Below are 26,399 nucleotides of genomic sequence, written 5' to 3' on the forward strand. Positions count from 1 at the left end.
CATGGCCGCGCACACCGCCTCACCCCATGCCAGTGAGCTGGCCGCATTCGTCGATTGCCATTTCGCCGAACGTGGCCTGATGCCCGAGCCTGTGATCGCCGAATCCTGGTACCGCAGCATCAACCAGCATCACCTGGACCCTGAACTGCGTCACGTCGACAATATCCTCAGCGCCGCCGAAATCCGCCAGCACCAGGCCCAGCATGAGGCCTACCTGGCCATCGCCAGCCAGGGTGTCAGCGGCCTGGCGCGGCGCGTTGTGGATGCAGGCTTCGCCGTGCTGCTCAGTGACGCCGAGGGTATTACCCTCGATTCCCGCTTGCCGGCCGACCCGCAACGCTATACCCGTTCCGGGCTGATCGTTGGCGCGCGCTGGGACGAGTCGGTGGCCGGCACCAACGGCATCGGCACCGCTCTGGCTAGCCGGCAGGCCCTGACCATCCACCGTCAGGAGCACTTCCTGGCAGCCAACGCCCGCCTGAGCTGCTCGGTGTCGCCGATCTTCGATGCCCACAATCAACTGCTCGGTTGCCTGAATGCCACCTGCCTGTACAACGACGGTCCCAAGCAAGCACAGCACCTGACCTTGCAGTTGGTGACCCTGTACGCACGGCTGATCGAGAACAGCCATTTCCGCGAGCGCTTTCGCGACCGCCTGACCCTGGCGCTGAAACCGCGTGACGAGTTCTCGGACCTGGCGGCCGAGCAGTTGCTTGCGCTGGATGAAGGTGGCCGGGTGATCGGTGCCAATCGGGCGGCCTTCCTTGCGCACAGCGGCAAGTTGCTGGGGGCGCCTGTCGAGCAACTGCTGCACGCCGATATCGACCAACTGCTCGACCTCACCCGTGGCGGCGCCCGCGGTACCCAGTTGCGCGCCCATGCTCAAGCGCTTTTGCTGGACGTCGGCCTGCGCGTCCCCGCCGGCTATCGCCCGCTGCCGGCTGTACCGCCGATGCCCGCACGGGCTCGCCACCCCGGCCTCGAACAATTGGCAGGCCAGGACGCGCAACTGCAACAAAGCGTGCGTCGGCTGCGCAAGGTGCTGGACAAGGACATCGCCATCCTCCTCGACGGCGAAACCGGTACCGGCAAGGAAGCTTTCGCCCGCGCCCTGCACCAGGCCAGCCAGCGCCATGCCAAGCCGTTTGTGGCGCTCAATTGCGCAGCGATACCCGAGTCATTGATCGAAAGCGAACTGTTCGGCTACCGCGCCGGCAGTTTCACAGGTGCCAGCCGCAAAGGCATGAAGGGCAAGCTGGAGCACGCCAATGGCGGCACGCTGTTTCTCGATGAAATCGGTGATATGCCTGCACACCTGCAAACGCGCCTGCTACGGGTGCTGGCCGAACGTGAACTGGTACCACTGGGTGCAGAAACGCCAGTGGCGCTTGATATCCAGGTGATATCGGCGACGCACCAGGACCTGCAGGCCATGATTGGCGAAAAGCGTTTTCGCGAAGACCTTTACTATCGCCTGTGCGGGATGCGCATGAGGTTACCGGCCCTGCGTGAGCGCAGCGACCGCCGCGAGCTGATCGATGCGCTGCTCTCTGGCTTGTCGGCCGGGTCGGGGTTGCGTTTGAGCGCCGAGGCGCATCGTTGCCTGCTGGGCCATGCGTGGCCGGGGAATGTGCGCCAACTGCTCAACGCCCTGCGCCAGGCGGTAGCGCTGGCCGAGGGCGGTGTGATCGAACTGGCCGACTTGCCCCAGGAGTTGCTGGACGGTGCAGCGCCTGCCCAGCCTGCAGCGCTCGAGCAACAGGTGGAAGACCTTCAGGCGCGGCATTTGCTGGAGGTTTTGAAGCGTGAGCACTGGAACATGAGCGCAGCGGCGCAGGCGTTGGGCATTTCGCGCTCGACGCTGTACCGCAAGATGAAGCGGTACGCGATCGTGCAGCCAAACCTGTTGGGGTGACCGGTGCGCCTCTATCGCCGGCAGGCCGGTGCCATGCACCCCAGCGTCTGCATCGCCGGCAAGACAGGGACGCTGGGGTGAAGACTTACCCCTGGATGTACACCACCTGGGTGCGCGTGTACTCATACAGCCCATGCTTGCCATCCGCCCCGCCGATGCCGGACTTGCGCGCACCGGCGTGGAAGCCCTGCATGGCTTCGAAATTCTCGCGGTTGATGTAGGTCTCGCCAAAGTCGATCTCGCGGCAAGCCTTCAGCGCTGCATTCAGGTCACGGGTATAGAGCGATGAGGTCAGCCCATACTCACTGTCATTGGCCAAGGCAATCGCTTCGTCCAGATCGTCGACCACCTGGATCGGCAATACCGGTCCGAAGATCTCCTTGCGCATGATCTCCATGTCCGCAGCACAGCCGGCGAGCACAGTCGGCTGATAATGGAACCCGGCGCCGAGGTCGGCGACCTGCCCCCCGGTCACCAACTGGGCGCCCTGCCCTACGGCCGTGCGCACCATCTGCGCCACCTTGTCGAGGCCGGCCTGGTTGATCAGCGGCCCCATGTCCAGATCGGCCTGGCGCGAGGGGTCGCCATAGCGGATGGCCGCCATGGCCTGGCCTACCTTGTCGACGAAGGCGTCGGCCACCTTGCGCTCCACATACACCCGTTCGGCACAGTTGCAGACCTGGCCGGTGTTGATCACGCGCGAGGCGACGATGGCTTTCACCGCAAGGTCCAGGTCGGCGTCAGCCAGCACGATCGCCGGGGCCTTGCCGCCCAGTTCGAGGTTGAGCTTGGTAATGTTCGGTGCGGCCGCGGCCATGATCCGCGCGCCGGTAGCCACGCTGCCGGTGAAGCTCACCAGGTCGACACCAGCATGGCTCGACAGCCCGTGACCGACGCTCGCCCCTTTGCCGCCCACCACGTTGAACACGCCTGCGGGCAAGTCTGTCTCGGCCACCAACTGGGCGAACGCGTAGCAATTGATGGGGGTTTCCTCACTGGGCTTGATCACGATGGTATTGCCGGTGAGCAGCGCCGGCGCCATCTTGCGTGCGATGAGGAAGAACGGGAAGTTCCACGGCAGAATCCCCGCCACCACGCCCAGTGGCTTGCGCATCAGGAAGATGTGTTCGTGGGCGCGGTCGCTGCTGAGTACCTCGCCCTCCAGGCGGCGCGCCCATTCGGCCATATAGTCAAGGTAGTCAGCGGTAAAGTTGACCTCGACCTGGGCCAGCGCCGGCACCTTGCCGCCCTCCTGGGTAATGATCCGCGCCAGCCGGTCGGCATTGGCCCGCACCTTGGCGGCGATCTGGCGCAAGTAGCCTGCCCGTTCAATGGCTGTCTTCGCCGCCCAGCCCTTTTGCGCCTTGCGTGCTGCTGCGATGGCGCGCTCCACCTGTTCGGCCGGTGTTTCTGGCACCCGCCCCAGCAACTGGGCGTTGGCCGGGTTGTAGACCTCGATCAGTGCCTCGCTGGGTACAAACGCGTTGTCGATGAAGTTCTGGTAGGTCGTGTCTGTCATGCTCGTGTCACTCCTGCGGTGTGTTGTCGGCCAGGGGCGGTTGGGCGACGGGCTTGGCGCTGAACCGCTGCCACGCATCGCCTTCGGCCTTCAAGTCATGGGCGCGCTTGATCAGGTACTGGTGCACCTGCTCGACCTGCTCGGGTTTGAGGTTGTCGGCGAACGAAGGCATGCCATCGGGTACCCTGCCGCCATAGAGGATGCCGAGGAACATCTGGTGCTTTTCGGCAGTGAGCTTGCGCAGGTCGGGCAGCACACCACCACTGACGGCGTGGATACCGTGGCATTGCGAGCAGTTGCCGTCATACAGGGCGGCCCCGGCAGCGACCGTTTGCGCATCGGCGGTCAACGCGGGCGGCTCCGGTGCGTCGGCCGGTGGCGCCGGCTCACGCAACTTGGCGGTACCGCCGATCTTGTAGGTCAGCACCTGGGCGAACGGCTGCACCCCGGCGCGCAGCGACAACGCGCCGGCGAAGGTGGAAAACGCCCCGCCCCAGCCGGCCATGAACGTCACGTACTGCTCGCCGTCCACCGAATAGGTGATCGGGGCAGCCATCACGCCGCTGGCGGCGGGCGACTCCCAGAGCTTTTTGCCCGAATCGGCGGCATAGGCGATCACCCGGCCATCGGCGCTGCCTTCGAACACCAGGTTGCCGCCAGTGCTCAGGGTGCCGCCGTTGAAGATGGTGATGTACGGCACCTCCCACGCCGGCGCCTGCTTGACCGGGTCCCAGGCGATCAGCTTGCCCGACCAGCTCTTGGCCATGTCCAGCAGGCCTTCGGCGCCTTCAGGCATCATGCCGGTGCGCAGCCCCAACTGGTAAACGCTCTTGAACGGGTTGCGCTTGGGCGCCTCGGGGATGTGCTCGTAGTAGGCCGACATGATATGCGCCGGGATGTACACCAGGCCCGTGTCGGGGTTGTAGGACATTGGGTGCCAATCATGGGCGCCCCAGAAAGCCGGGGTCACCAGCTTGCGCTTGCCGTCCTTCCAGTAGGCCGCCGCCTCATCGTCGATGATCGGCCGCCCGGTCTTCATGTCGATGCCTTTGGCCCAGTTGACCGGCACGATGTTCTTCGCCGACAGCAGCTCACCGGTGGCACGGTCCAGCACATAGAAGAAGCCGTTTTTCGGCGCCTGCATCAGCACTTTGCGCGGTTTGCCGTCAATGGGCAGCTCGGCCAGGATCATGTGCTGGGTGGCGGTGAAGTCCCAGGCATCGCCTGGCGTGGTCTGGTAGTGCCAGGCGTATTCGCCGGTGTCGGCATTGACCGCGACGATCGAGGAAAGGAACAGGTTGTCGCCCTTGGCCTGGCTGCGCCATTTCGGGTCCCACATCGAGCCATTGCCCACGCCGATATACAACAGGTTGAGCTCCGGGTCGTAGGCGAACGAATCCCAGGCCGTACCGCCGCCACCCCACTCGACATACGCGTCGCCGTGCCAGGTCTTGCTGGCGATCTCCATGGCTTTGTTCTCGGGCGGCAGCTTGGGGTCGCCCGGCACGGTGAAGAAGCGCCAGGCCTGTTTGCCGGTTTCGGCGTCATATGCGGTCACGTAGCCGCGCACACCGAATTCGGCACCGCCATTGCCGATGATCACCTTGCCGTTGACCACCCGCGGCGCCCCGGTGATGGTATAGCTGCGTTTGTCGTCATCGCGGGTGTCCACCGACCACACGCGCTTGCCGGTCTTGGCATCGATCGCCTCCAGGCGGCCATCGAGCACACCCACGTAGACCTTGCCCTGCCACACCGCCACCCCTCGGTTGACCGCGTCACAACAGGCCTCACCGGCGCGGTGGCGGTCAGACTGCGGGTCGTACTTCCACAGCAGCGTGCCATTGCGCGCGTCCAGGGCGTACACCACCGAAAACGGCCCGGTGGTGTACATCACCCCGTCAACCACGATCGGTGTAGCCTCCACGCCACGGTCAAGGTCGAGCTTGTAGCTCCAGGCAAGGCCGAGCTGGTTGACGTTGCCCTGGTTGATCGCCTTGAGCGGGCTGTAGCGCTGCTCGTCATAGGTACGGCCGTGGCTCATCCAGTTGCCGGGTTCCTTGTCGGCGTCGATGATGCGCTGGCCGTCGACTTCGGCGGCGAAGGCAGGTGCGCTGCACGCCAGGCTCAAGGCCAGGCAGCTCAGCAAGTGCGGCAGAGGCCGACGGTGCGGGCCTGTTCGATTCATGCTCGGTTCTCCGTTCTTGTTATGGACACCGCATCAGGCGTCGGTAACACACAGAGCAACGGCTGTGCCATTGGCACAATGAGCTTGCCAAACCGCCATGCCAGAGCGGTTCGACGCTGCACTGCCGGCAATCGCCAGGCAGCACGGACTGGCGCAACGATGAAACAGCTGCTGCAGACATGACACAGGTGTGCCAGCCGCTCCCTCGGCCCAGAAAAGTGTGTTGACCTGCGTGATCAAAGCCATTGGGGAGCCTGCCGCCGGGGTGCCGGTCCCCCCATTCCCCAATCATCCCGGTATCGTGCGCGCCATTGGTTCTTTCACCTTCGGAGCGGCAATGAAACTCTTCCAACCCTTGCAGATCGGCCCACTGACGTTGCCCAACCGCGTGTTCATGGCGCCCCTCACCCGCCTGCGCAGCCTGGAGCCTGGGGATGTACCCACCCCGATGATGGCCGAGTACTACGCCCAGCGTGCCAGTGCAGGCCTGATCATTACCGAGGCTACGCAAATCTCCTTCCAGGCCAAGGGCTACTCGGGTTCACCAGGCATTCATACCGCCGAGCAGATTGCCGCGTGGCGCCTGGTAAACGAAGGCATTCATGCTGCAGGCGGCCACAGCGCCGTGCAGGTCTGGCACACCGGCCGTGTTTCGCACACGACCTTGCAGCCTGGTGGCAAGGCGCCAGTGGCGCCCTGCGCCCTACCTGCCAATGCCCGTACCACGTTGCGTGACGAGCAAGGCAACCTGCTGCGCACTGAGACCTCCGTACCGCGTGCCCTGAGCGAGGAAGAGATCGCCGGCATCGTCGCCGATTTCGGCCAGGCAGCGGTCAATGCTCGCGAGGCCGACTTCGACTTCATCGAATTGCATGCCGCTCACGGCTATCTGTTGCACCAGTTCCTCACCCCCAGCGCCAACCAGCGCGAGGACCGATATGGCGGCAGTGTCGAGAACCGCGCCCGTATTGTGCTCGAAGCGGTGGATGCCGCCATTGCCGGTTGGAGCGCCGAGCGCGTGGGTATCCGCATTTTCCCGTTGGGTGGTTTCAATGGCGTGGACAATGGCGAAGATCAAGAGGCAGCAGGGCTGTACCTGATCAAGGAACTGGCCAAGCGCAACCTGGCCTACCTGCACCTGTCCGAGCCGGACTGGGCTGGTGGCAAGCCGCTGCGCGATACGTTCCGTGAGGCTATTCGGGCGGCTTACCCAGGGGTAATCATTGCCGCAGGTGCCTATACCGCAGAGAAAGGCGAAGACCTGATCGGGCGTGGGTTGATCGATGCCGTGGCGTTCGGGCGCAGCTTCATCGCCAACCCGGACCTGGTGGAACGCCTGCGGGTTCAGGCGCCACTGAATGAGCATCGGGCGCAGTTCGACTATGCAAACGGGCCTGAGGGGTATACGGATTATCCGTTCCTGAAACAGGCTTGATGGCATGACGGGCCCCGCGCCTGCGGACCAGACGCTGTAGGTGTGCCGGGAATGAACCCGGCATCAGGGGCCTGACATTCGCGATCACTGCTCCCAAGGCACTCCCTGCTCCCAACTCGCCACCAGCAGGTCGATGAACCCCCGTACTCGCGGAGACAGGTGGCGTTTGCTCGGGTACACCACGCGAATAGGGTCCGCCGGTGGCCTGTAGGCGTGCAACACTTCCACCAGCGTGCCCGCGCGAAGGTCCTCCCCGGTGATGTAGGTGGGCAGGTGAATCAGCCCGAACCCTGCCCGTGCGCCATCGAGCATGGCTTCGGAGCTGTCGATATTGAGCCGCCCGGGCTCCTCGCACAGGTGCAGGCCCTCTGGCGTGTGAAAGCGCCAGGGCATGGATTTTTCCCCTGTCAGGAAGGCGATCTTGTCATGCCCGTAAAGGTCTGCCGGCACCTGCGGCACCCCGTGCTGGCGCAAATAATCGGGCGAAGCACAGGTGACGAACTGCTGCCAGGCCACAGTGCGAGTGAGCAACTGTGAGTCTTCCTTGGGTGCGCCGATCCGTACGGCCACGTCCACGCCCTCCTCGACCAGATCGACGAAACGGTCGGTAAAACGAATGTCAGCGCGCAGTTCCGGCCACTGCTTGAGGTAAGCATCGAGGACCGGCAGCACATGCCGCTGGCCCAACGACAGCGGGGCGGTCAGGCGCAGCGTGCCGGTGGGCTTGCCACGCCGCTGGGCCATGGTGCTTTCCACCTCGTCCAGGTCATCGAGAATCTGCCGCCAGCGCTCATACGCCACCAAACCCTCATCGGTCAGGCTCAATTTGCGCGTGGTACGGTTGAGCAGGCGTACCGCCATACGCGCCTCCAGGCGCGCGATGCTCTTGCCCACGGCTGAACGGGTCAGCCCCAGGCTCGCCGCTGCAGCGGTAAAACTGCCCGCCTTCGCCGCACTGACGAAAGCGGTGATGTCGCCGAAGCGGTTGGGTTCCATGTCAGGTTCCTGCGGATACTGAAGACCCGCTTAAATGGGTGCGTATTGCAGTATTGCAAGGGCCTCGTTACAGCATCCACTGCAGTGCCTTGATGACCAGCAAGTGCAACGGGTAGAACAGATACCCCCAGCGCCCCACCGCAGGCACAGGCCAGTGGTCGTGGCGCAGCAACATGCACCCGACAGGTATGGCCAGGGCCGCAGCGGCCATGGTCAGCAAAGTGACCGGTGCCAGCAGGTGCTCGAACAACCAGCTGTTGGTCAGGTTGCCCGCCACAGCCAACAGGCACGGCAGCAGCCAGGCCACTCCCCCTCGGCTGCGAGCCATCAGCCAGGCCGCAGGCAGCAGTACGCCGGGCAACCCGTACATCAGTTGCGCGCTGCACCCGGTTGCAATCAGTACGGCGCCAAGGCCGATTAGCCGCGCTGACGCCGGGGGGTGGTGCACAGCCCAGGCCACCAGCAGCCCCAAGGTCAGAGTGGGGATCACGCTGAAGGTCTGGGTAGCAGGGTCCAGCCAACGATAGGGCCCTTCAGACAGCACCATGAAAGCCAGCATCCAGCCCAGGTAGCGCAGGTTGGCACGGGTAAACAGCCGGCCCGGTGTGCTGCGCCCGACATTCACTGCGATCGCCAGGCAGAACAATGGGAAGGCCAGGCGACCGACAATGAACAGCCCCTCGGCAGCCGGCCAGAGGAAACGTACGTGGTCGGCAACCATGGTTACGATGGCCGTCCACTTGACCAGGTCCAACCCCGCTGAGCGCACGCCTCAGCGCCCGGGGCCGTCGGCCTGATGCAGGTATTGGGTGGTCCAGGCGGCCAATGGCAACGGTGGTTGCTGGTCGAGGATGCGGCGCCAGATCAGCGTCAGATCGTGGCGGTTGAACATCCCACCGACCCCGCTGCCCCGCCACACGCTTGGCGTGTGGGCAATCCAGTGACCCTGCCCATCGCGATGGGCCATGTTGAAGCGGAAGGTGTAGTTGCCGGGGATACCCATGCGCAGGTCGGTCACGACAAGCGCGCCGTCCACCTCGTCATAGCGTAACCAGTCATCGGTAAACCAGCGCAGGCGCTGCAGCAGGGGGGCATCGACCAATGCGGTGGCAAGCTGCAGGTTACGCGGCAGGCGCTGCATTTCCGGTGGCGCACGGTCGAAAACACTACTGACGCCTTCGTAATAATCGCCATCCGGGGTCTTGGCCAGCACGCGCCAGACCAGGCTGTTGAACGCGATCGGTACCGCGCGCACCTCGTTTGCGACAATCCCCTGCTGCTCGAGGGCAGCCTGGAAACGCTGCTCGGCGGCCATGCGGCCGGCCAGGCCGAACCCCAGGTAAGCCGTGCTGAACACCAGGGCCAGGCTCATCAGGCGCAACGCCTTGCCGCTCGCGCCCCTGATAGCGGCGTAGAGCACGGCCGCCAGCAGCGGCACGGTGTACACCGGGTCAATGATGAACACGCTGGCCCAGCTTTGCGGGGTGAACTGCAACGGCCAGAACAGCTGCGTGCCGTATACCGTGAATGAATCGAGGATCGGGTGGGTCACCAGTACCAGCCAGAACGCCAGGAACAGCCTGGGCAAGGTGTAGCCTTTGTCAGGCCAGCGCGTGCGGCCCAGCCGGTTGACCAGCCAGGCGAGCAACAGGGCCAGGCCGGTCAGCACGAAGATCGAGTGGGAGAAGCCGCGGTGGTAGGTCATTTGCGACACCGGGTCGGCGTAGCGGATGACCACGTCCAGGTCCGGCACGGTGCCCAGTGCGGCGCCGTAGATCAACGAGCGGCGGCCCTGGATACGGCCAAGCACTGTGCCTTGCAGCGCGGCGCCGAGTACGGCTTGGGTAATGGAGTCCAAGGGAAGGTTTCCTGAGTGGGCAATACAGGAAACCTAACCCTGCGAACCCCGGTGATGCAATTGCTGCTGTGTGACAACGCGTGGCCGGTACGGGCTTAGAACAGCTGCCAGGTGTACACCAGGATCAACCGGTTTTCATCGATATCGCTACGGTAATTGGACCGCGCCATGGCATTCCTCACCCTAATCCCCAGCCCTTTGAATACACCGCTCTGCACCGCATAACCCAGATCGATATCACGTTCGCGATCCTTGCCCTCGTACCCTTGGCCGGTATCGACGTTGTTACCGGTGAGGTAGCGCACCGTCGCCGTCAGCCCCGGGATGCCCATGGCTGCGAAGTTGTAGTCATAGCGCAGCTGATAGGAGCGCTCATCGGTGTAGGCAAACTCATACGTCGGCACCTCATTGCCCAGCGGCGAAATGTTGGCGAACACCCGAGGGAACGGGCTGTCGCCGTACATCGCCTGGTACCCCGCGTGGAAGCTGTGCCCCCCTCGCCTAGCAGTGAGCAGCGAAAAGAATGCCTGGTTGTCGATGGTGCCCAGCAACGCATCACCTTGCTCACGGGCGGTGAAATAGCCCAGGTTGGCACTGAGCACCCAGTCCCCTAGCGGCTTGCTGTGCTTGAACCCGACAAAGCCCTGGGCATAGACGTCTTCCAGTTGCCCGTACCAGAGGCTGGCGCTGCTCTGGTTGCCGTTGAACGCGTAGTCGCCCCCGACATAGTTGAATGCGTCGCTCTCGACCTGGCGCTGGGGCACATGGCCGAGCATGGCGTTCATCTTGCCGTCGCCGCCTTCGTTACGCAGGTGCGAGCCGGTGAGATGCCCGGCCTGCACCGTCAGGCCGTCCAGTTCGGACGTGCTGAGGCTGACGCCCTGGTAAGTGGGCGGCAACAGCCGGATATCGCTAAAGGTCAGCACCGGCAGGTTGGGCTGCAGTTCACCGACGCGCAATTCGGTTTTGGATACCCGTGCCTTGAACGTAGGAGCCAGGCGGCTGTATTCGTCGCCGGCCCTGCCATCACCGTGCACTGGCAGCAGCCCTGTATTGGCCCGGTCAGGGCTGCTGTCGAGCTTGATGCCCAGCACGCCCAGCGCGTCGACCCCAACGCCTACGGTGCCTTGCGTGTAGCCGGACTTGAAGTCAAGGATGAAGCCCTGCGCCCACTCCTGGGCCTTGGACTGCTGATTGGCGCCGACGATGTCGGAAAAGTCACGGCTGAAGTAGTAGTTGCGGGCGCTGAGGCTGGCTTTGGCATCCTCGAAGAAACCGCCTTCGGCGGCGGATAACGGTTGGCTGAGCAGGGTCAGCCCGATGGCGACGCAAGGGGTTTGGTTCATTCCGAAGCTCTCTTGATCTTGTTGTTATGGGTAAAGCGTTGGTAATACGAGTTTCAAGGTGAACGGCGCAGGGCCTCCTGGGCATGCGGGCGACGCAGCCTGAGCAGCGCGTGTGCCAGCAGGCCGAACAGCAGCCCCCAGAACGCTGCCGAAAGGCCAAGGAAAGACACCCCCGAAGCGGTGACCAGGAAGGTGAACAAGCCGGCGTCGCGCTCTTGCGGCTCAGCCAGGCTGCGGGCCAAGGCGTCGCTGATCGCGCCATACAGCGCAAGCCCGGCCAGCGCGGCTATCAAAGCAGCAGGAAAGGCGGCGAACAGCGACATCAGTGTCGCCCCGGCGATGCCCAGCAACAGGTACAGCGCACTGCCGGCGACCGCCGCGACATAGCGCCGGCGCGGGTTGTCATGGGCCTCGTGGCCCGTGCACAGGCTGGCGGTGACGGCAGCGAGGTTCAGGCCATGGCAACCGAACGGCGCCAACAAGGCTCCGCCGATGGCACTGGCGCTGATCAACGGGCTGGCGGGCGTTGCATAGCCTGCGTTGCGCAGCACCGCCATGCCCGGCATGAATTGCCCGGTCAGCGCCACCAGCACCATCGGCAGTGCCAGGCTGAACAGCGCCGCAAGGCTGAACTGCGGTGTGATCCACTGCGCCGAGGCCAGTTCCAACACCAGTGCCTCGCTGCGCAGTGCGCCACTGGCAAAGGTGACAACGGCACCCACACACAACACCGCGGCCACGGCGTAGCGCGGTTGCAGCCTGCGCATCAGCACATAGGCAACGAACATCGCCAGCACCAGCCCCGGCTGCACCGGCAATGCCCGGAACACCTCGGTGCCGAAGCTGAACAGAATGCCGGCCTGCATGCCGGCGGCGATCGAGCCCGGCAGGCGCGCGATGATGCGGTCGAAGGCCCCGCTGATGCCGATCAGCAGCAGGACCAGGTTGGCCACCAGATATGCCCCTACTGCCTGCTCCAGTCCCAGTTGGGGCAAGGCCGTGACCAACAGTGCCGAGCCCGGGATGGACCAGGCGATCACTATGGGTACCCGGTAGTACAGGCTCAACAAACCGCCGAGTACAGCGCTGCCCATGGAGATGGACCAAACCCAGGAAGACAGCAGGCCCGGGGCCAAGCCGGCGGCTTCGGCGGCGTGAAAGATGATCACCAGCGGGCCGGCGTAGGAAATCATCGTCGCAAGGCACCCTGCGACGATGGCGGAAAGGGAGCAGTCCTTGATCAGGTTTTTCATGGGCCTCTCGCTGCAGTAGTGGGTTACAAGGGCTTTGCGCTTGATCGCCGGCAAGCCGCTCCCCAGACACCGCTGAGTTCAGTGCCTGCGCTGTTCCTGCAGGCGCCGGCGTGCCCGCGATCCAGACTTAGCCTTCCTGCAAGGCCCGAGGCCGCCCGCTGCGCTGCTCATCCGCGCCTTGCAGCGCCTTCTGCAACTGGAAGTCGAACTTGAGTTCGGCATAGCGCCCGTCGGCCCCCTCACGGAACACCACCTCACCGACCAGCCCATCGCGCGTGGCATAGGCAAAGTCATCCCACAGGTACTTGTCGCCAGACAGGTTGATCTGTGTGGTCAGGTGCCGGTGCCCCGGCGCCGAGATGAAGAAGTGCACATGCGCCGGGCGCTGGCCATGGCGGCCCAGCAGGTCCAGGCATTCCTGGGTCGGCCCCTGCGGGTCGCAGCCATAGCCCGAGGGCACGATGGAGCGCGCGCGGTAGCGGCCTTCGGCGTCGGTGACGATGCGTCGGCGCAGGTTGTACTCGGACTGGCTCGAGTCGAAGAACGAGTAGGTACCACGGGTGTTGGCATGCCACAGGTCAACGGTGGCACCGGCCAGCGGCTGGCCGTGGGGGTCGAGCACCTGGCCTTCGAGGAACATGACCGTGGCCACGCCCTCCTCGCTGCCGTCATCCATACGCACCTCGCCTTGGGCGATGGGCGCGCCGGCAACGTACAGCGGGCCTTCGATGGTGCGCGGGGTGCCACCGCTCAGGCCTGCCTCGGCATCCTTGGCATCCTGCAGCAGGTCGAGGAAGTGCTCGATCCCCAGCCCCGCTACCAGCAGCCCGGCCTCGCCACGGCCGCCGAGGCGGTTGAGGTAGTCCACAGCCAGCCAGAACTCGTCTTCGCTGATTTCCAGGTCTTCGATCAGGCGGGCGGTGTCCTGCAGCACACGCTGAACGATGCGTTTAAGGCGTGGGCTGCCGTTGTCGTTACCAAAGCCTGCTGCTTCTTCGAAAAACTTCTGGGCGTCGGCAGTGTGGGAAATTTTCACGGTCATGATGGTTATCTCGTCTTGTTCTTGTGCGAAAGGCGTGTTTCAGCGGTCGTCGGCGTGGATCGATGACGGGTGACGGCACAGGCCGTCGACCTCGATATCCATGTACGGAAACAGCGGCAGCAACATCAGCGTGTCGTGCAGCGCCTCGACGCTGGGCACGTCGAACACGCTGTAGTTGGCGTAGTGCCCGGCGATGCGCCACAGGTGACGCCAGGTGCCCTCGCGCTGCAGGCGCTGGGCAAGTTCCTTCTCGTCGGCCTTCAGTTGCCTGGCCTTGGCCGGGTCCATGTCGACCGGCAGCTTCACGGTCATCTTCACGTGGAACAGCATGGGGGTTCTCCTTTGATGTCAGCGGCGGGCGAAGCGCGCCAGGCGGTGTTCGTCGAGGGTCAGGCCCAGGCCTGGGGTACGTGGCACGTGCAGCTGGAAGTCGTGGTACTGCGGCGGCTCGTTGACGATCTCTTCGGTCAGCAGCAGCGGCCCGAACAGCTCGGTACCCCAGGTCAACTGGCGTACCGTGAGGAAGGCGTGTGCCGAAGCCAAGGTGCCGATAGAGCCTTCGAGCATGGTGCCGCCGTACAGGGCGATGCCGGCCGCTTCGGCAATCTGTGCGGTGCGCAGCACGGCACGCGGGCCGCCGTTCTTGGCGATTTTCAGGGCGAAGATGCTGGCGGCACCGTCCGCAGCCAGGCTGAACGCGTCCTCCACGCTTTCGATGGACTCGTCGGCCATGATCGGCGCAGGGCTGCGCTGGTTCAGGCGCACCTGGCCGCTGCGGTTGATGCGTGAGATCGGCTGTTCGATGAGGTCGATACCGTTGTCACCCAGCACCTGGCAGGCGCGAATGGCCTGGGATTCGTCCCAGTACTGGTTGACGTCGACCCGCACACTGGCGCGCTCGCCCAGCTCACGCTTGATCGCCACCACATGTTTCAGGTCCTGTGCCAGGGGGTTGGCGCCGATCTTCAGCTTGAACACCCGGTGGCGGCGAACCTCCAGCATGTGCTCGGCCTCGGCGATGTCACATGCCGTGTCACCGCTGGCCAGGGTCCAGGCCACCTCAAGGCTGTCGCGCACGCGCCCGCCCAGCAGCTCACTGACCGGCAGCCCCAGGCGTTTGCCCTGGGCATCGAGCAAGGCGCTCTCGATACCGGATTTGGCGAAGGTGTTGCCCTTGGCCAACTTGTCGAGCTTGAGCATGGCGGCATTGATGTTGTCGGCAGCCATGCCCACCAGCGCCGGCGCCAGATGCGCGTCGATATTGGCCTTGATGCCCTCGGGGCTTTCGTAGCCGTAAGCCAGGCCGCCGATGGTGGTGGCCTCGCCGATACCTTCCACACCGTCGCTGCAACGCAGGCGCAGGACTACCAGGGTTTGCTGCTGCATGGTGTGCATGGCCAGCTTGTGCGGGCGGATGGTGGGCAGGTCGACGATGATCGCCTCCAGCCGTTCAATGGTTGGGCTTGTCATGAAAAGCTCCCGTTCAGTCAGTAGTAAGGTCAGGCCGTCGCGGCCAGGGCGTGACGCCGGCTGCTGGCCAGGTGCACGGCCATGGCCAGCGCGGCGATTGCACCAGGGATGGCGAAGGCGATGAAATTGAGTTGCAGCGGCAGGTTGATCCCCATCAGCGCACCGCCGAGCAATGGCCCGACGATGGCGCCGTTGCGGCCGATGCCCGAGGCCCAGCCCAGGCCGGTGGAGCGCACCGCAAGGCCGTAAAGCTGCGCAGCACCGGCGTACAGCAGGATCTGCGTGCCGATGGTGGTGGCGCCGGCGATGAAGATCAGCAGGTACAGCACCGGCATCGGGCTGTTGACCCCGAGCAGGCTGATCGACACGGCAGCTGCCAGGAAGAACGCGACTTTCACTTTCACCAGGTTGTAGCGATCGCCCAGCCAGCCACCCAGAATTGCCCCGGCCATGCCGCCGAAGTTCAGTGCCAGCAGGAAGGACAGGCTCGAGCCCAGGCTGTAGCCGGCGTTGGCCATCAGTTTCGGCAGCCACGAGCTGAGCGCGTAGACCATCAACAGGCAGCAGAAGAACGCCAGCCACAGGGCCAGGGTGCGGGTGGCCAGGCCATTGCGGAACAGGTCCAGCACTGAACCGCCGTTACCTTTGCGGTCAGTCGCCAGCAATTGGTCGTCAGCCTGCACATCGCAGTGCGGGGCTAGGCGCTTGAGCAACGTGCGCGCCTCGTCGGTACGGCCCTGGCGCACCAGAAAGCCAATCGACTCGGGCAGGTAATACAGGATCACCGGCAACAGCAGCAGCGGCACTGCGGCGGCGAAGAACATCGACTCCCAACCGAAGCGTGGCAGCATGAAGATACCCACGCCCGCCGAAAGCATCCCACCCAGCGAATAACCGCTGAACATGATTGCCACCAGCGTGCTGCGCAGGCGCTTGGGCGCGTATTCGTTCATCAGCGCCACGGCATTGGGCATCAAACCGCCGCAGCCAAGGCCGGCGATGAAGCGATAGATGCCGAACTCGCTGGGGCTGCTGGCAAAGCCGTTGAGGATGGTCGCCCCCGAGAACAGGGCGAAACAGATGGCAATCCCTTTCTTGCGCCCGATCCGGTCGGCCAGGCTGCCGAAAGCCAGGGCACCGAACATCATGCCGAACAGCGCATAGCTGCCCAGGGCACCGGCCTGCAAAGGGGTCAGGCCCCATTCTTTCATGATCACCGGCAGTACCACGCCGTAGATGAACAGGTCGTAGCCGTCAAAGACCAGCAGCAGGCCGCACCAGGCCATGACCATCCAGTGGAAGGCGGTGAAACGGGCGTTGTCGATGATCGGGTGAACGTCAAGGGTTCGCATGGCATCTGTCTCTGTTGTTTTTTTTGTGGAGTAAAACTGCCTTTGGGGTGCTGCTCAGCCGAGGTCGCCGCCCCCCACCGGCAGGGTCACGCCGGTGATGTAGGACGCCTCGTCGCTGGCCAGGAAAAGGATCGCGCCAACCTGTTCGTCAATGCTGCCGTAGCGGTGCATCAGGCTGCTGTCCAGGGTCTGGTCGACGATCTGCTGATACCAGCGCTTGTCTTGTTCGCTCTGCTCGGCTTCATTGCGTGGCACCCGCCGGGGTGGTGCCTCGGTGCCGCCGGGCGCGGTAGCGTTGACCCGGATGCCGCGGCCGGCGGTTTCGAAGGCAAGGCACGCGGTCAGTGCATTGACCCCGCCTTTGGCCGCGCCGTAGGGCACACGGTTGACGCCGCGGGTGGCAATCGAGGAGACGTTGACGATGGCGCCGGTGCCGCGTTCGAGCATGTACGGGAGCGCCGCGTGGCAGCACCACAGGGTGGGGAACAGCGAGCGGCGAACTTCGGCCTCGATCTGCGCCACTTCATAGTGTTCGAACGGCTTGGCCCAGATGGTGCCACCAACGTTGTTGACCAGAATGTCGATGCGACCGAACGCTTCTACCGCCGAGGCCATGACGCGGGCACAGTCGGTGTACTGCTCAAGGTCGGCGATCAGCGTCAGCACGCCCTCCCCGGCCAGTTCGTGGACCAGTTCGGAGCGGTCCACGGCCACCACCTGCGCGCCTTCGGCCTTGAGCCGCCAGCACACACCACGGCCGATGCCTTGGGCGGCGCCGGTGACCAGGGCTACTTTGTTATGGAATCGGTTGTTCATCTGCTACTTCCTTATCCTGTTATCAGGCACAACCTTGCCTGGCCTGCACTGGCCCCATCGCCGGCAAGCCGGCTTCCACAGGTACAGCGGTGCTCTCAGGCCCAACTGCCGGCTTTGGAAGAAAAGGAGGCCACCTTCACCCGCACGATGGGGCGGCCCCAAGGAAACTCAGGCCGCCGCTGCCGCGAACTTCTCGTAGTAGAAGTTGGCCGGGGTGATGCCCTGCTCGCGGATGTACTGGCTGACCGCCTCGACCATCGGTGGCGGGCCGCACAGGTACACGTCGACATCGCCATCATTGAGGTGGCGCGGCTCGATGTGCTGGGTGACGTAACCCTTTTGCGGGTAATGGCTTTCGGGGTTGGCCACACAGGCGCTGAAGGTGAAGTTGGGGATGCGCGCAGCCAGGGCGTGCAAACGGTCCAGCTCGACCAGGTCGAAGTCGTTGGTCACCCCATAGATCAGGTGCAGGGGGTGCTCGCTACCCTGTTCGGCGACCTTCTCAAGCATCGCCGTGAACGGGGCCAGGCCCGTGCCACCAGCCAGCAGCAGCAAAGGGCGCTGGATCGGGCGCAGGTAGAAGCTGCCCAAGGGCCCGGCCAGGCTCATGTTGTCGCCGGCCTTGGCCAGGCTGGTGAGGAAGCTGCTCATCAGCCCGCCCGGCACGTTGCGAATCAGGAAGCTGACTTCACCGTCCTTCTGCAACGAACTGAAGGAGTAGGCGCGGCTCTGGTCGCTGCCGGGCACCGTGAGGTTGACGTACTGCCCAGGCAAGAAAGCCAGCCTGTTGAGCGATTCACCCTTGATCGACAGGGCGATGGTACTGGCCGACAGCTGGCGCACATCACTGATGGCGGCCTGGAAGCTGGCCTGTTCGGTCTTGCACAGTTGCGAAGACGCCGGGATGCGTACCACGCAGTCGCTTTCGGCGCGCATCTGGCAGGTCAGTACATAGCCTTCGGCGATTTCGTCTGCACTGAGGGCGTCTTCGATGAAGTTGTCGCCCAGGTCATAACGGCCGGATTCAGCCTTGCACTTGCAGGTACCGCAGGCGCCATCGCGGCAGTCCAGCGGGATATTGATGCCCTGGCGGTAGGCGGCGTCGGCGACGGTTTCATGGCCGCTGGCCTCGATGAAGCGGGTTACCCCGTCTTCGAAATTAAGCGCGATCTGGAAGCTCATGTTGCACCTCGCGGGCGAACCTGGCCACGGCGCGCCATGGGGCACACCGGGCCGTTCGCGTAACCTCGGTTCAGATGTGGTAGATGTCGATGACCTGGCGCACGTAGTCGTTCTTCAGCACCACCTTCTTGGCCTTGATAAGCGGCTGTTCGCCGCGCAGGTCCAGGGTGTAGAAGCTCGTACCGAAGTAGCTGTCGGTGGTCTTGTAGCGAAAACTCAGCGTGTGCCAGTTGAAGCGCACCTGGCAGTAGCCTTCGCCCTGCTCGACGATCTCGATGTTGCTGATGTTGTGCGAGGTGCGGGTGTCGGGCACGGTCGCACTGGAACGCTCGGTCTTTATGCGGAACACCCGGTCTTCGAGGCCGCCACGGTTGCCGTACCAGATCAGCGAGATCTCGCTTTGCGGGTCGGTGGTGAGGCGGTCGTCGTCATCCCACGCGGGCATCCAGAAGCTTGCATCGCTGGCATACAGTTCCAGCCACTGGTCCCACTGTGCATCGTCCAGGTAGCGCGCTTCGCGGTACAGGAAGTCGCGCACGGTCTCATGAAGGCTCATTGCACGGCCTCCACAGGGATCAGTTGCTGCTCGTCCTCAAGGGCCTTGAGCATGGTGTCCTGCCAGTACTTGTGCTGCAGCACGAACAGGCCCTCGTCCTCGGTGCGCACGCCAGACAGCAGCGGGCTGAGCTCGATTTCGCGAGCGGCTTCGTCGGCCCCCTCGACCCAGTGCGCCGCGCCGCGCGACATGTCGTTCCAGCCGGTACCACCGCCGTAACCGGTCTGGCAGGAGCGAAACTCCTCGAGATCGTCGGGGGTGGCCATGCCACTGACGTTGAAGAAGTCTTCGTACTGACGAATGCGCCTGGCACGGGCCTCGGCGCTCTCGCCCTTGGGCGCGATGCAGTAGATGGTGATCTCGGTCTTGTTCACCGATATCGGCCGAGCGATGCGGATCTGCGAGCTGAACTGGTCCATCAGGTAGACGTTGGGGTACAGGCACAGGTTGCGCGAGTTCTCGATCATCCAGTCGGCACGAGCCTGGCCGAAGTCTGCGGCGAGTTGTTCGCGGCGTTCGAAGGCCGGGCGGTCTTCGGGGTTGGCCCAACGGGTCCAGAGCAGCAGGTGGCCGTGGTCGAAGGAGTAGAAACCACCCCCCTGCTTGGCCCATGCACCAGCGCTCATGGTCTTGATCTCTTCACCCGCCTCGCGCTGCTTGCGCTGGTTCTGGGTGGCGGCGTAGTTCCAGTGCACGGAGCTGACATGGTAGCCGTCGGCGCCGTTCTCGGCGGTCAGCTTCCAGTTGCCTTCGTAGATGTACGAACTGGCCCCGCGCAGTACCTCCAGGCCCTCGGGGGACTGGTCAACGATCATGTCGATGATCTTGGCCGATTCGCCCAGGTGTTCGGCCAGCGGCTTGACATCGGCGTTGAGGCTGCCGAACAGGAAGCCGCGGTAGGATTCGAACCGGGCAACCTTGGTCAGGTCGTGGGAGCCGTCGCAGTTGAAACTGTCGGGGTAGCCGGCGTTGCCCGGATCCTTGACCTTGAGCAGCTTGCCGCTGTTGTTGAAGGTCCAGCCATGGAACGGGCAGGTATAGCTCGCGCGGTTTCCGCGCTTGTGCCGGCAGAGCATGGCGCCGCGGTGGCTGCAGGCATTGAGGAAGGCATTGAGCTCACCGTCCTTGTTGCGCGCGATGAAGATCGGCTGGCGCCCCATGGTCAGGGTGAGGAAGTCGTTTTTCTCGGGGATCTGGCTTTCGTGGGCCAGGTAGATCCAGTTGCCCTCGAAGATGTGTTTCATCTCCAGGTCGAACAGGCGTGGGTCGGTGAACATCTCGCGCTTGCAGCGGTAGATGCCCTTTTCACGGTCGTCCTCGAGCATGGCATTGAGGTAGTCGAATCCCAGGGACATGGCCAGGGTCTCCATTGTTATTGTTCAGACCGGCTCAGGTTAGGGCGTGCCGGCGGGCGGCAATATCCGCTGGGTGCAAAGCGCTATCCGTTTTCTGCAAGGCAAAAGAAATTGATCAGGTGCATGGCAAATTATTCATTGAACGGTGCCTGCCACCTGAAGTAAGCTCGGGCTCATCAACTGGAGAGCAACATGCCGAAACACACCCGCAACCACGCCAACCACACCGGTCGCAACCTGCGCCCTGTGCTGGCCGTTGCCGGCTGCAAGGCTGCTGCCTGCTTTTATTTTGGGTATTGGTTTAGCCACTAGGCGCCGCTGATACCTACACGGCGCCCACCTTCGAGGGGCCGCCGAACATGAGAATACTCAAACCCCCGGTCGGCTCCCCGACCGGGGGTTTTGCTTTTCAGGCCTTTGAACATTCCCGATTCACACTGAGGACACTTTCATGAACTACGCCACCTATTACTACGCAAGCACCTACGCCTGGCGATTTAGCCAATCCCGCTCGGGCCAGCCTGCCGCCTCCGACCGGTCCGTCCACGGTGGCAATGCTGCAGCCAATCTGAATTCAACGATCAGTCGAACACCTCGATAGGGGCCGACTGCGCGGGTCAGAACCCGCCGTCCGCCCAGGGAACCTACGCCATGCAAGCCTCGAACCTCGCTCTGCCCCTGACCCAGCCAAACGCTGCCAACACCACTGTCAGCCGTCGCCTGCCCAGCCCGCACCTGCTCAAGCAGCAGATGCCGCTTTCAATCGAACACGCCCAGCAAGTCCAGGCCCAGCGCCAGGCCATTCGCGCCATCCTCGAAGGCCGCGATCCGCGCCTGCTGGTGGTCGTCGGCCCCTGCTCGATCCACGACCCACGCTCGGCCCTTGAATATGCCGACCGCCTGGCGGCCCTGAGCCGCGAAGTCGACGACAAGTTGCTGTTGGTGATGCGCGCCTACGTGGAGAAACCGCGCACCACGGTGGGCTGGAAAGGCCTGGCATACGATCCGCACCTCGATGGCAGCGACGACATGCATGGCGGCATCGCCCTGTCCCGTGGCTTGATGCTGAACATGATCGAACGCGGCCTGCCGATCGCCACAGAGCTGCTGCAGCCGATGGTCGCCGGTTACTTCGATGACCTGCTGGGCTGGGCGGCGATTGGCGCGCGTACCACCGAATCGCAGGTTCACCGTGAGATGGTCAGCGGCCTGGAGTTACCGGTCGGGTTCAAGAACGGTACCGATGGCGGTGTCGCCATCGCGTGCGACGCGATGCGCAGCGCCGCCGCCGCGCACCGCCATTTCGGTATGGATGCGCAAGGCTACCCGGCGATCATCGAGACCTTGGGCAACCCGGATACCCACCTGGTGCTGCGCGGCGGCCACAAGGGCCCGAACCACGACAGCACCAGCATTGCCCAAGCCCGCCAAGGGCTGGCCAAGGCGGGCCTGCAGGCGCGGATCATGGTCGATTGCAGCCATGCCAACAGCGGCAAGGACCCGGCACGGCAGCCCGCAGTGTTCGAGGACGTGCTGGCTCAGCGCCTGGCCGGCGACACATCGATTGTCGGGGTGATGCTTGAAGGCCACCTGTTCGACGGTTGCCAGGCCTTGGGCAAGGGCCCGCTGAAGTACGGCGTGTCGATCACCGATGGCTGCCTGGGCTGGGAAGCGACACAAACCCTGCTGCGTGAGGCCGCAGCGCGTATGTAGGAAGCGTACAGCAAGCCTTGCGAGACATTTCCCAAGCAAGTGCGCTAGGCTTGCCCTTTTCACCCAAGGAGTAGTACCCATGGCACGCGCCACTGCCCGCCACATCCTCGTCAGCAGCGAAGACAAGTGCAACGAACTCAAAGCCCAGATCGAAGCCGGTGCCGACTTCGCTGAAATCGCCAAAGCCAACTCCACCTGCCCGTCCAGCCGCCAGGGCGGTGACCTGGGCTCGTTCGGCCCAGGCCAGATGGTCAAGGAATTCGATACCGTTGTGTTCAGCGCCCCGATCAACACCGTGCAGGGCCCGGTCAAGACCCAGTTCGGCTACCACCTGCTGGAAGTGACCAGCCGCCAGGACTAAGTCCACGCTGACCATGACCACCTCTGTGGGAGCGGCTTTGCCCGCGAATGCGCCCGTGCAGGCAACGCCGTTGCCTGGCCGGGCCTCTTCGCGGGCAAGCCCGCTCCCACAGATGTTTCTGGGGATCGTGCTGGCCTGCATGGGTTTTACCGCCCTGGCCGAACCGACCCACGCCCTCACCGTTTACGGTGAAGCCCCGCGCTACGCCCAAACGTTCCGCCACTTCGACTACGTCAACCCCGATGCCCCCAAGGGCGGTATCCTGCGCCGCTCGGCCACCGAAATCGGTCAGTTCGACCACATCCTGCCGTACATCGACAAAGGTATCGGCGTCAGCCAGGTCGATGGCTGGCTGTACGCCCCTCTGGCCGTGCGTTCATTCGATGAGCCCTACACCGTCTATGGCCTGATCGCCCGGCGCATGGAACGCGGCCCGCAAGACGCCTGGCTACGTTTTTACATCGACCCCAGGGCCACCTTTGCCGATGGCAAACCCGTGCGTGCCGAGGATGTGCGCTTCAGTTACGACAAGCTGATGAGCGAGGGCAGCCTCAAATACCGGACCCAGTTCGCCGATGTGGCGGGCGTCACTGTCGAAGGCCCGCACCGCGTGCGTTTCGATTTCAAGCAACCCCACGGCCGCACCCTGCCCCTGGACCTTGCCAGTTTGCCGGTCCTGCCCGAACACGACTGGAACAGCCGCGACTTCGCCAACGGCGCCGGCTTCGACACACCGGTCGGCAGCGGCCCCTACCGCATCGGGCGGATCGACAATGGCCGCAGCGTCACCTTCGAGCGTGACCGGCACTGGTGGGCCAAGGACTTGCCCGTCAGCCGCGGCCGTTTCAACTTCGAACGCATTCGCGTCGAGTACTTTGGTGATACCGAGGTGGCGCGCCAGGTACTCAAGGGCGGTGGCTACGACTACAACCGTGAGTTCTCGGCCACAGCCTTCACCCTCGGTTACAACGGTGCACAACTGGATGACGGCCGCCTGCAACGCGCCCACCTGGGCCCGGCCAAGCCACAGACCGCCCAGGGGTTCGTGTTCAACCTCGACCGGCCGCAGTTCAAGGACCGCCGCGTGCGCCAGGCGCTGGCCATGCTATGGGACTTCGAGTGGAGCAACCGCCAGATGATGCGCAACCTGTACATCCGCCAGCAGAGTATTTTTTCCAACACCCCGCTGGCGGCGCGCGAATTGCCGGATGCCGATGAACTGAAACTGCTTGAGCCGCTGCGCGGCAAGGTACCGGGCGAAGTCTTCAGCCAGGTGTTCACAGCCCCCACAACCGACGGTTCGGGGATTATCCGCACGCAGCAACTGCAGGCCCTGGCCCTGCTGCAGCAGGCGGGTTGGCACCCTAAGGGTGATCACCTGGTCAACGCCGAGGGCCAGCCGCTGACATTTACCTTCCTCAACGGCCAGGCCGGCCTTGAGCGTTTGCTGCTGCCGTGGAAACGTAACCTGGCACAGATCGGCGTTACCCTGAACATCCGCAATGTCGACTCGGCCCAGTACGTCAATCGTCTGATGGCCCGCGACTACGACATGCTCGTCACCGGCTACCCGGCCACCCTCTCACCGGGTGCCGAACTCTACAATTACTTCGGGTCTGCAGCAGCCAACGACCCAGGCTCGAACAACCTGATGGTGCTCAAGGACCCCGCGGTGGACAGCCTGATCGACGGGCTGGTGCGCGCCGACACCCAGGCTGACATGCTGCGCCACGCCCATGCGCTGGACCGTGTGCTGCAGTGGAACTACTACTGGATCCCCAACTACTACCCGCCAGGCAGTTCGACCGTGTGGTGGAACCGCTTCGGCCTGCCCAAGGTCCAGCCTGCTTATGACGAAGGGCTGGACAGCTGGTGGGAAATCAGCCCGAACGCCCTGACCAGCGCGCAGATGGCCGAGCGCCAGAAGGCTGCGCCATGACGTCCTATATCCTGCGCCGCCTGCTGCTGATCATCCCCACGCTGCTGGCGATCCTGCTGGTCAACTTCGCCATCGTCCAGGCGGCCCCCGGTGGCCCGGTGGAGCAGGCGGTGGCCAGGCTGCAGGGCATCGGCGGCGGGGCACCGGGCGCCCGGGCCGACGTGGTTCATGGCGAATCCCGCGCCACCCGGGGCCTGGACCCGAAACTGATCGAGGAGATCAAGCGCCAGTACGGCTTCGACAAGTCGGCCCCTGAGCGCCTGTGGCTGATGCTCGGCCAGTATGCACGGCTGGATTTCGGCCAGAGCTTCTTCCGCGGCGCCAAGGTCACCGACCTGATTCTGGACAAGCTGCCGGTGACCCTTTCACTGGGGTTCTGGGCCACGTTGATCACCTACCTGGTGTCGATCCCGCTGGGCATCCGCAAGGCGGTGCGCCACGGCAGCCGCTTCGATGCCTGGAGCAGTGCGCTGATCGTGATCGGTTACGCCCTGCCCTCCTTCCTGTTCGCCTTGCTGCTGATCGTGCTGTTCGCCGGTGGCACCTCGCTGAACTGGTTCCCGGTACGCGGCCTGGTCTCGGAGAACTTCGACCAGCTCAGCCTGCTGGGCAAGGTCGCCGACTACTTCTGGCACCTGGTGCTGCCGGTGGGGGCACTGGTGGTCGGCGGCTTCGCCACACTGACATTGCTGACCAAGAACGCCTTCCTCGATGAAATCTCCCGTCAGTACGTGGTCACGGCCCGCGCCAAGGGCCTGAGCGAGCGTCGCGTCCTGTATGGCCACGTGCTGCGCAATGCCATGCTGGTGGTGCTGGCAGGCTTGCCGCAGGCGCTGATCACGGTGTTCTTCGCAGGATCCCTGCTGATCGAGGTGATTTTTTCACTCGATGGCCTCGGGCGCATGAGCTACGAGGCAGCGGTGTCGCGTGACTACCCGGTAGTGTTCGGCACACTGTTCATCTTCACCCTGGCCGGCCTGCTGATCCGCCTGATCGGCGACTTGTCGTATACCTTGCTCGATCCGCGCATCGACTTTGACGCGAGGGCGCACTGATGCTCTCGCCGGTTTCGCGTCGCCGCCTGCAACGCTTTCGCCGCAACCGCCGTGGCTGGGTGTCGTTGTGGCTGTTCGCAGGCCTGCTGCTGCTCAGCCTTGGTGCAGAGCTCGTCGCCAACGACAAACCCTTGCTGCTTGGCTACAAGGGCGAGCTGTACATGCCTGCGCTCAAACGCTACAGCGAGCAGCAGTTCGGCGGCCAACTGCCGTTCCAGCCGGACTACCGTAGCGCGTATGTCCGCCAGCTGATCGAGGGCCAGGGCGGCTGGATGCTGTTCGCACCGATTCCGTTCAGTGCCGACACACCCAACTACGACCTGCAAGTACCCACCCCAAGCCCACCGAGCAGCAGCAACTGGCTGGGTACCGACGACCAGGGCCGCGACGTGCTCGCGCGGGTGTTGTACGGCACCCGGGTATCGCTGCTGTTCGCCTTTGCCCTGACGGTGGTCAGCGTGCTGATCGGCGTGATCGCCGGGGCCTTGCAGGGCTACCACGGTGGTTGGGTGGACCTGCTCGGGCAACGCGTGCTGGAGGTGTGGTCGGGGTTGCCGGTGCTGTACCTGCTGATCATCCTCAGCGGTTTCGTCGAGCCGGACTTCTGGTGGCTGCTGGGGATCATGGCGCTGTTCTCGTGGTTGACCCTTGTGGATGTGGTGCGGGCCGAGTTCCTGCGTGGGCGCAACCTGGAGTACGTGAAGGCCGCCCGCGCGCTGGGCCTGCCTGACAGCCAGGTGATGCTGAGGCACATCCTGCCCAATGCGATGAACGCCACGCTGACCTACGTGCCGTTCATGCTCACCGGGGCCATCACTACACTGACCGCGCTGGACTTTCTGGGCTTTGGCATGCCGGCCGGGAGTGCTTCGCTGGGTGAGCTGGTCACCCAGGGCAAGCAGCACCTGGAGGCCCCTTGGCTGGGCTTCACGGCGTTCTTTGCGCTGGCGGTGGTGCTGTCATTGCTGGTGTTTATCGGGGATGCCTTGCGCGAGGCCTTCGACCCGAGAGTTTAGGCTGGTACTGCCATCACAGGTTTCAGGGAACT

Annotated in this window: 22 protein-coding genes; 7 read left to right on the forward strand and 15 right to left on the reverse strand. The window is 64.1% G+C overall.

The annotated features are described in order from the left end of the window. Position 1 precedes the first annotated feature (1 nt). A complete protein-coding gene (locus ACEWE8_RS02740) occupies positions 2–1,915 on the forward strand; it encodes a sigma-54-dependent Fis family transcriptional regulator (protein ID WP_046786168.1) in 1,914 nt (637 codons plus the stop codon). 85 nt (positions 1,916–2,000) lie between these two features. Here ACEWE8_RS02740 and aldA read toward each other — a convergent pair whose 3' ends face one another. Both aldA and ACEWE8_RS02750 read right to left on the reverse strand, forming a co-directional pair. Next, on the reverse strand, positions 2,001–3,434 hold the full coding sequence (aldA, locus tag ACEWE8_RS02745; RefSeq protein WP_046786167.1) for an aldehyde dehydrogenase: 1,434 nt from the start codon (positions 3,432–3,434) through the stop codon (positions 2,001–2,003). 7 nt (positions 3,435–3,441) lie between these two features. Then, a complete protein-coding gene (locus ACEWE8_RS02750) occupies positions 3,442–5,622 on the reverse strand; it encodes a PQQ-dependent dehydrogenase, methanol/ethanol family (protein ID WP_046786166.1) in 2,181 nt (726 codons plus the stop codon). Between the two features lie 337 nt (positions 5,623–5,959). Between ACEWE8_RS02750 and ACEWE8_RS02755 the strand changes: the two genes are divergently transcribed. Then, the gene (locus ACEWE8_RS02755; RefSeq protein ID WP_046786165.1) at positions 5,960–7,057 is read left to right on the forward strand and encodes an alkene reductase; all 1,098 of its coding nucleotides are present in this window, start codon (positions 5,960–5,962) and stop codon (positions 7,055–7,057) included. Between the two features lie 84 nt (positions 7,058–7,141). On the opposite strand, the gene ACEWE8_RS02760 is transcribed toward ACEWE8_RS02755, so the two are convergent. The 13 genes from ACEWE8_RS02760 to benA all read right to left on the reverse strand — a co-directional run bounded on the left by ACEWE8_RS02760 (position 7,142) and on the right by benA (position 20,283). Further along, entirely contained in the window at positions 7,142–8,053 is a 912-nt protein-coding gene (locus ACEWE8_RS02760) for a LysR family transcriptional regulator (protein ID WP_115274755.1), read from the reverse strand. Between the two features lie 67 nt (positions 8,054–8,120). Beyond that, the gene (locus ACEWE8_RS02765; RefSeq protein ID WP_046786163.1) at positions 8,121–8,822 is read right to left on the reverse strand and encodes a TraX family protein; all 702 of its coding nucleotides are present in this window, start codon (positions 8,820–8,822) and stop codon (positions 8,121–8,123) included. A 3-nt stretch (positions 8,823–8,825) separates the two neighbouring features. Further along, complete coding sequence (locus tag ACEWE8_RS02770) at positions 8,826–9,911, reverse strand: metal-dependent hydrolase (RefSeq protein WP_046786162.1); 1,086 nt, start codon at positions 9,909–9,911, stop codon at positions 8,826–8,828. 95 nt (positions 9,912–10,006) lie between these two features. Beyond that, positions 10,007–11,257 carry an OprD family porin gene (locus ACEWE8_RS02775; protein ID WP_046786161.1) on the reverse strand — a complete coding sequence of 417 codons (1,251 nt, stop codon included), beginning with the start codon at positions 11,255–11,257 and terminating at the stop codon, positions 10,007–10,009. 53 nt (positions 11,258–11,310) lie between these two features. Continuing rightward, positions 11,311–12,510, reverse strand: coding sequence for a benzoate/H(+) symporter BenE family transporter (locus tag ACEWE8_RS02780; protein WP_046786160.1), 1,200 nt, complete (start codon positions 12,508–12,510; stop codon positions 11,311–11,313). Positions 12,511–12,637: 127 nt separating this feature from the next. Next, the gene (gene catA / locus ACEWE8_RS02785; protein WP_046786159.1) at positions 12,638–13,552 is read right to left on the reverse strand and encodes a catechol 1,2-dioxygenase; all 915 of its coding nucleotides are present in this window, start codon (positions 13,550–13,552) and stop codon (positions 12,638–12,640) included. A 39-nt stretch (positions 13,553–13,591) separates the two neighbouring features. Continuing rightward, positions 13,592–13,882 (reverse strand): muconolactone Delta-isomerase, encoded by a 291-nt coding sequence (catC, locus tag ACEWE8_RS02790; protein ID WP_046786158.1) that lies wholly within the window; start codon positions 13,880–13,882, stop codon positions 13,592–13,594. Positions 13,883–13,900: 18 nt separating this feature from the next. Continuing rightward, positions 13,901–15,022 (reverse strand): muconate cycloisomerase family protein, encoded by a 1,122-nt coding sequence (locus tag ACEWE8_RS02795; protein ID WP_046786157.1) that lies wholly within the window; start codon positions 15,020–15,022, stop codon positions 13,901–13,903. Positions 15,023–15,051: 29 nt separating this feature from the next. After that, positions 15,052–16,374 (reverse strand): aromatic acid/H+ symport family MFS transporter, encoded by a 1,323-nt coding sequence (locus tag ACEWE8_RS02800; protein WP_046786156.1) that lies wholly within the window; start codon positions 16,372–16,374, stop codon positions 15,052–15,054. 54 nt (positions 16,375–16,428) lie between these two features. Beyond that, positions 16,429–17,190 carry a 1,6-dihydroxycyclohexa-2,4-diene-1-carboxylate dehydrogenase gene (locus ACEWE8_RS02805; RefSeq protein WP_046786155.1) on the reverse strand — a complete coding sequence of 254 codons (762 nt, stop codon included), beginning with the start codon at positions 17,188–17,190 and terminating at the stop codon, positions 16,429–16,431. Positions 17,191–17,358: 168 nt separating this feature from the next. Beyond that, positions 17,359–18,372, reverse strand: a complete 1,014-nt coding sequence (gene benC / locus ACEWE8_RS02810) for a benzoate 1,2-dioxygenase electron transfer component BenC (RefSeq protein WP_046786154.1) — start codon at positions 18,370–18,372, stop codon at positions 17,359–17,361. A 70-nt stretch (positions 18,373–18,442) separates the two neighbouring features. Beyond that, positions 18,443–18,928 carry a benzoate 1,2-dioxygenase small subunit gene (gene benB / locus ACEWE8_RS02815; protein WP_012314560.1) on the reverse strand — a complete coding sequence of 162 codons (486 nt, stop codon included), beginning with the start codon at positions 18,926–18,928 and terminating at the stop codon, positions 18,443–18,445. Then, the gene (gene benA, locus ACEWE8_RS02820) at positions 18,925–20,283 is read right to left on the reverse strand and encodes a benzoate 1,2-dioxygenase large subunit (protein WP_046786153.1); all 1,359 of its coding nucleotides are present in this window, start codon (positions 20,281–20,283) and stop codon (positions 18,925–18,927) included. The genes benB and benA overlap by 4 nt, the downstream gene beginning before the upstream one ends. Before the next feature lie 651 nt (positions 20,284–20,934). On the opposite strand from benA, the gene ACEWE8_RS02825 reads away from it, so the two are divergent. The 5 genes from ACEWE8_RS02825 (at position 20,935) to ACEWE8_RS02845 (ending at position 26,367) form a co-directional block, all read left to right on the forward strand. After that, a complete protein-coding gene (locus tag ACEWE8_RS02825; RefSeq protein WP_046786152.1) occupies positions 20,935–21,996 on the forward strand; it encodes a 3-deoxy-7-phosphoheptulonate synthase in 1,062 nt (353 codons plus the stop codon). A gap of 79 nt (positions 21,997–22,075) precedes the next feature. After that, positions 22,076–22,357 (forward strand): peptidylprolyl isomerase, encoded by a 282-nt coding sequence (locus tag ACEWE8_RS02830; RefSeq protein ID WP_039602126.1) that lies wholly within the window; start codon positions 22,076–22,078, stop codon positions 22,355–22,357. A gap of 13 nt (positions 22,358–22,370) precedes the next feature. After that, positions 22,371–24,296 carry an extracellular solute-binding protein gene (locus tag ACEWE8_RS02835; RefSeq protein ID WP_080952110.1) on the forward strand — a complete coding sequence of 642 codons (1,926 nt, stop codon included), beginning with the start codon at positions 22,371–22,373 and terminating at the stop codon, positions 24,294–24,296. Next, a complete protein-coding gene (locus ACEWE8_RS02840) occupies positions 24,293–25,351 on the forward strand; it encodes a microcin C ABC transporter permease YejB (RefSeq protein ID WP_039602125.1) in 1,059 nt (352 codons plus the stop codon). The genes ACEWE8_RS02835 and ACEWE8_RS02840 overlap by 4 nt, the downstream gene beginning before the upstream one ends. Beyond that, on the forward strand, positions 25,351–26,367 hold the full coding sequence (locus ACEWE8_RS02845) for an ABC transporter permease (protein WP_046786151.1): 1,017 nt from the start codon (positions 25,351–25,353) through the stop codon (positions 26,365–26,367). Before ACEWE8_RS02840 ends, ACEWE8_RS02845 begins: the two co-directional genes overlap by 1 nt. The last annotated feature ends 32 nt before the right edge of the window (positions 26,368–26,399 follow it).

It is taken from the genome of Pseudomonas sp. TR47 (assembly GCF_044143025.1).
Lineage (GTDB): Bacteria > Pseudomonadota > Gammaproteobacteria > Pseudomonadales > Pseudomonadaceae > Aquipseudomonas > Aquipseudomonas putida_E.